Source organism: Acidaminococcus sp. AM05-11, from assembly GCF_003472805.1.
GTDB lineage: Bacteria > Bacillota > Negativicutes > Acidaminococcales > Acidaminococcaceae > Acidaminococcus > Acidaminococcus hominis.
This window is the reverse complement of sequence record NZ_QRMX01000051.1, coordinates 1,108-6,120: the sequence shown is the minus strand read 5'-3', so window position 1 is coordinate 6,120 and position 5,013 is coordinate 1,108. Positions and strand designations below refer to the sequence as shown.

The 5,013-nt window shown below is 56.7% G+C and carries 2 protein-coding genes; both read left to right on the top strand.

What is annotated here, in order from left to right:
• Window positions 1-1,107 precede the first annotated feature (1,107 nt).
• Complete coding sequence (locus DW089_RS11030) at window positions 1,108-2,547, top strand: hypothetical protein (protein WP_147351170.1); 1,440 nt, start codon at window positions 1,108-1,110, stop codon at window positions 2,545-2,547.
• A gap of 151 nt (window positions 2,548-2,698) precedes the next feature.
• Window positions 2,699-4,192, top strand: a complete 1,494-nt coding sequence (gene putP, locus DW089_RS11025; RefSeq protein WP_199614918.1) for a sodium/proline symporter PutP — start codon at window positions 2,699-2,701, stop codon at window positions 4,190-4,192.
• The last annotated feature ends 821 nt before the right edge of the window (window positions 4,193-5,013 follow it).

The window sequence follows — 5,013 nt, the reverse complement described above, 5'->3', positions numbered from 1 at the left end:
ACGAATCCAGGATGTTTAACTATATGCCAGTCTACTTTATTCATAGCATACCATTTACGGGGAAGGGGAATCACCCGTAGGGTGGTGGAAAGGGGGCTGACGAAGGAAGTTTAACCAAGTATTTAGCGTCCTTCGGCCGCAGCGGAGCACTCTCCGTCGCCTCCCGGCGCCACCTGCGCCCGCATGCGCGCGAGGTCAACTTCTCTACAAAATTCGCAATAACAATAGACTTTATACTTCTTATCCACACCCACATTGTGTTCATAAAAACTTAAATTTAGGAACGCAATGTAATGTTTTGTTGACTAATCGCGGTTTTCGCGGCCTCCGGCCGCATTTGCCTTCCACTTACCTGTTCGCTATGCGAACAGGAGAAGGGGAAGGAACGCCCCGCTCCAGTCATAAAGCGGGGCAAGGATGGGGTTCAAAAGTAGGATGCCTGCACTACACCCGTTGAGAACATCGACCAAAAATCCGGTACAGAGTTTTCTGCAGCAAAAAATTGCCCTTGGGCAATTTTTCCGTAGTTGAGCTACCGTCCTTCTTGCACTAGCCCCAAAAGGGGACGAACTTTCCCCTTGGGGAAATGCCGTAAAGCGGCAATAGGGGCGCCCGGAGGGTCAGACCTGCACTACACCCCGCAGACCGCACCAACCTTTAAAGGCTCCTCACTTTATGCGGCCGCATCCAAACATCCCACGGATGTTTGGTCAATAAGGCCCATGCGATAGCGGGATTGGTCTGGCCCCTTCAAGCGTGAAGGGGCTGTCAGCGCTATGAGCTGACTGGGGAAGTTCCAGGACGCAGCTGCGCAGCGAGCCGCGAACCGCTGGGGGAGCTGTCGCCACAGGCTGACTAAGGGAGTCGTATCCATTTCTCAAGTCCTTGGCCGCAGAGAAATGGAATATACGACCCCTGCGATAGCCGTCCGTGAGCCGAACCCGCAGGGTGAAGGCGAACGGAATACGGCGAACCGCTCGAGGATTCCCGGCACCAGCACACTTCAGGTTCGCAGACCGCACCAACGCAAAAAAATATCTAGTTCATGCATTCTTCATATTCTAGGTTTATACTTATCTTGTTACTTTCTACTGAGGGGGTATTACCATGCATTCTATTTCTTCTTTGCACCATAAATTATCTTTGCTTTGTGTGTTGTCGATTTTGTCCGCTGCGCCTGCGGTGTATGCGGCGTCTTCCACGGCTCCTGGGGCGCCTGCGATGCCGGCGTCTATTGGGGCGGCGGGGAAGCTGCCGGGGCCGGGTACGCCGCTGGGGAACCAGCTGGGTGTTCCTTTGGGGAATCCGCCTGAGGGGTTGCCCCTGGGGGCACCGCCTGAGGGGCTGGGCAATCAGTCTTTTAACCAGGGCTCTGCGGCTGCGACTTTAACCAAGGCCGGGGTATACCGGGACCAGAAATACCAGTCCAAGGAGCAGGACCAGAATGCGCTCCGGGTAACGGGCCGGGGGGTAACTCTGGAAGGGGTCCGGGTGGACAAGGCCGCCGGGGACTCTACCAGCACGGAGCAGGGGGACTTTTACGGGCTCAACGCTGCGGTGCTGGCTACGGACGGGGCGCATTTGTCCGTGGTAGGGGGCAAGATTACGTCTTCTGCCAAAAACGGCAACGGGCTCTTCAGCTACGGGGAGGGTACCCAGGTGCTGGCGGACCACGTGACCATCCGCACCACCGGCAACAATTCCGGGGGTATCCAGACCACCGGCGGGGGCACCACCAAGGCCACAGGTCTGGACTTGGCTACCACCGGCGACTCCTCTGCCGCCATTCGTTCCGACCGGGGCGGGGGCACGGTGAATGTGACCGGGGGCCGCTTTACCACCAGCGGCTACGGTTCTCCGGCTATTTATTCCACGGCGGCCATTACGGTGACCAAGGCCAAACTCCAGGCCAAGAATTCCGAGGGGGCCGTCATTGAGGGCATGAACCAGATTCACCTGAAGGACTGCGAGCTGGAAGGCAATATGCCGGACGTGCGGGTCATGGGACCTAATACCATCCGGGAGGAAAACGTCCATACGGTGATGATCTACCAATCCATGAGCGGGGACGCAGAGGAGGGCACCTCGGACTTTGCCATGACCGGGGGCAGGCTGATCTCCCACCGGGGGGACGTGATTTACGTCACCAATACGTCCTGCCACATTGACCTGTCCGGCGTGGAGATTGAAAACCACGGGGACGGGGCCCTGCTCCGGATTGTGGGCAACAGCGGCAAACGGGGCTGGGGGAAGGCTGGCAGCAACGGCGGCCAGGCTACTGTCACTGCCACCAACCAGAAGCTCAAGGGGGATATGGTGGTGGATTCCATTTCCCATCTGGACCTGACCCTGAACCCGGGCACGGAGTACAAGGGCGCCATTATCCTCCAGGAAAACAACCAGGGCAGCACCCAGGAAAGCGGCATTGACGTGACCATTGCCAAGGGTGCCGTCTGGAAGCTTACCGGGGATTCCACCGTGTCCAGCCTGGACAACCAGGGCCGCATTGATACCAATGGCCACAAACTTACCGTGCTGGATGACTGACCTGCGTGGCGTCCGTCCGCACAGCAGAAATGGCACGTTACACTTTCACAAAATTCCTTGCGCTAATTCCAAATCTACGTTATAATGTGATTTATTCATTTCACTAACATTTTACTAAATCTTTTCAAACGATGAGGAAGGACGTGGCATTTTGGAAGCAACCTGGAGTACAATCGCCGCACTGGTCATTTACTTCGCCATATTGATCGGTATCGGCCTGGTTTCCTACAAAAAGAATGACGACATGGAAGGGTATGCCCTGGGGGGACGGGCACTGGGCCCCTGGGTGACTTCCATGAGCGCAGAGGCCTCCGACATGAGCGGCTGGATGCTCATGGGGCTGCCGGGGTATGCGTACCTGGCCGGCATCAGCGCGGCCTGGATTGCCATTGGGCTGATTTTGGGCACCTGGGCCAACTGGGAGCTGGTAGCCAAACGGCTGCGGATTTTCACCCAGCACCTGGGCAACTCCATTACCCTGCCCGAGTACTTTGACAACCGGTTTCAGGACAAGCAGAAAAAACTGCGGATTGCGTCTTCCGTTTTTATCTTCATCTTTTTCCTGATCTACACCTCCTCTGGCTTCGTAGCCGGGGGCAAGCTGTTTGAAACCGTGTTCGGCTGGGACTATACCATGAGCCTGGTGGTGACCGCCGGCATCGTAGTGTTCTACACCATGGTGGGGGGCTTTGCCGCCGTGTGCTGGACCGATATGTTCCAGGGTTTTCTGATGTTCTTCTCCGTGCTGATTGTGCCCATTACCGCCATCTACTACGTAGGCGGTGTGGGGCCCACCATCGCCCGGCTGAACGCCATCAGCCCCAACTATTTCAGCCTGATCAAGGGCGCCGACGGCAGCGTTCTTAGCCTGACCGCCATTGTATCCCTGCTGGCCTGGGGCTTTGGCTACTTTGGGCAGCCCCATATCCTGGTGCGCTTTATGGCCATTGAGAACCCCCGGGAAATCAAGCAGGCTACCCACATCGCCATGACCTGGGTGGTCATCTCCCTGTTCATGTCCGTAATGGTAGGTCTTGCCGGCCGGGTGTACCTGGGACCCATTCTTCAGGGCTCCGCTGCCGAAACCGTGTTCATCAAACTGAGCACCCAGTTCTACCACCCCTTTGTGGCCGGCATCATCACCTCCGGCATTTTGGGGGCCATTATGAGTACCTCCAGCAGCCAGCTTTTGGTCGCTGCGTCTTCCTTCACCACCGACTTTTATAAGCCCGTGCTCCGGAAGAACGCCGAAGCCGGGGAAATGGTGAAGGTCAGCCGCCTGATGATTGTCCTGGTGTCCATTTTCTCCATTATCCTGGCCCTGGACCCCGACAGCATGATCCTGTCCATCGTGTCCTACGCCTGGGCAGGTTTTGGCGCCGCCTTTGGACCCCTGGTGCTCCTGAGCCTGTACTGGAAACGCATGACCACCAACGGTGCCTTTGCCGGCATCCTGGTGGGCGGCTCCACCGTCCTCATTTGGAAAAACCTCTTCGCCTATACCGGCGTGTACGAAATCATCCCCGGCTTCTTCCTGTCCCTGCTGGCCATTGTGGTCTTCAGCTTGCTGGATAAAGAACCCCCGGCGGAGATTGCAGCCAAGTATGACGAGGCTGTGGCGGAATATGGGAAACATGTGGATTGAGAGCAAAGGAAACGACTTGCGCAGAAAGAGCGCAAGTCGTTTTTTTGTGGAAAGAGGGATTTGTGCGGTGCGTTACCAATATGGGTGCAGGCCCATTCGGGCAACTTTGATGGTGTTCGCAATGTTGGCCTTTCCCGTTCTCTTTGGGGTATATTTTCAAAAACGCGACGGAGCGCTGATTGTTTTTGAAAACACACCCCGCAGAAACGGTGTACCACAAGCTGTAATCAGACCCGTGGGTCAAGCTTGTTGCAGCTACCATAGTGCGTTTGCACTGCCCCTCTATCGTGTCCTTACTTTGGGCTTGAGCCACTGAAGAATCGACACCTTACAGCGGTTCGCAGCTTACCAGTCATCGTCGCCCACTGGGCTTGATTCCTGGGCTGCTGTCGCAGAGGTCTCATCAGCCGTCCTTCTGCGGCTAGTAGCCTTGACGGACGGATGAGACTCTCAAGAGCGGGACCCGCAAGGGCCTATCAGGACGACGATGAAGACTCCAGGACACTGCGGAGTGGCAGTTACGTTGCCCAAGTTTGGCTTGTGTGTACTCGCCCCTCCGGGGCAGCTGGAGCGAGGGGACCTTCCGTCGCCCTGCGTTCCAATGGACCGCAGCCGACCCACCACACTTGCGAGGAACGCACGGTGGCGACTTCCTCATTTGTGATTGCTGCGCAATCACAGGGTTTCATCCATAAAAATGGCTGAAACCAGCAACGAGGCAGAAACCTGAATGCAGGAACACTTGCGTTGCTTGCAAAAGGCTAGTTCTAGAAGTCTGGTAGTGCAGGCCCCATCCGAGGCGCTCCGCGCCCCACCTTCCC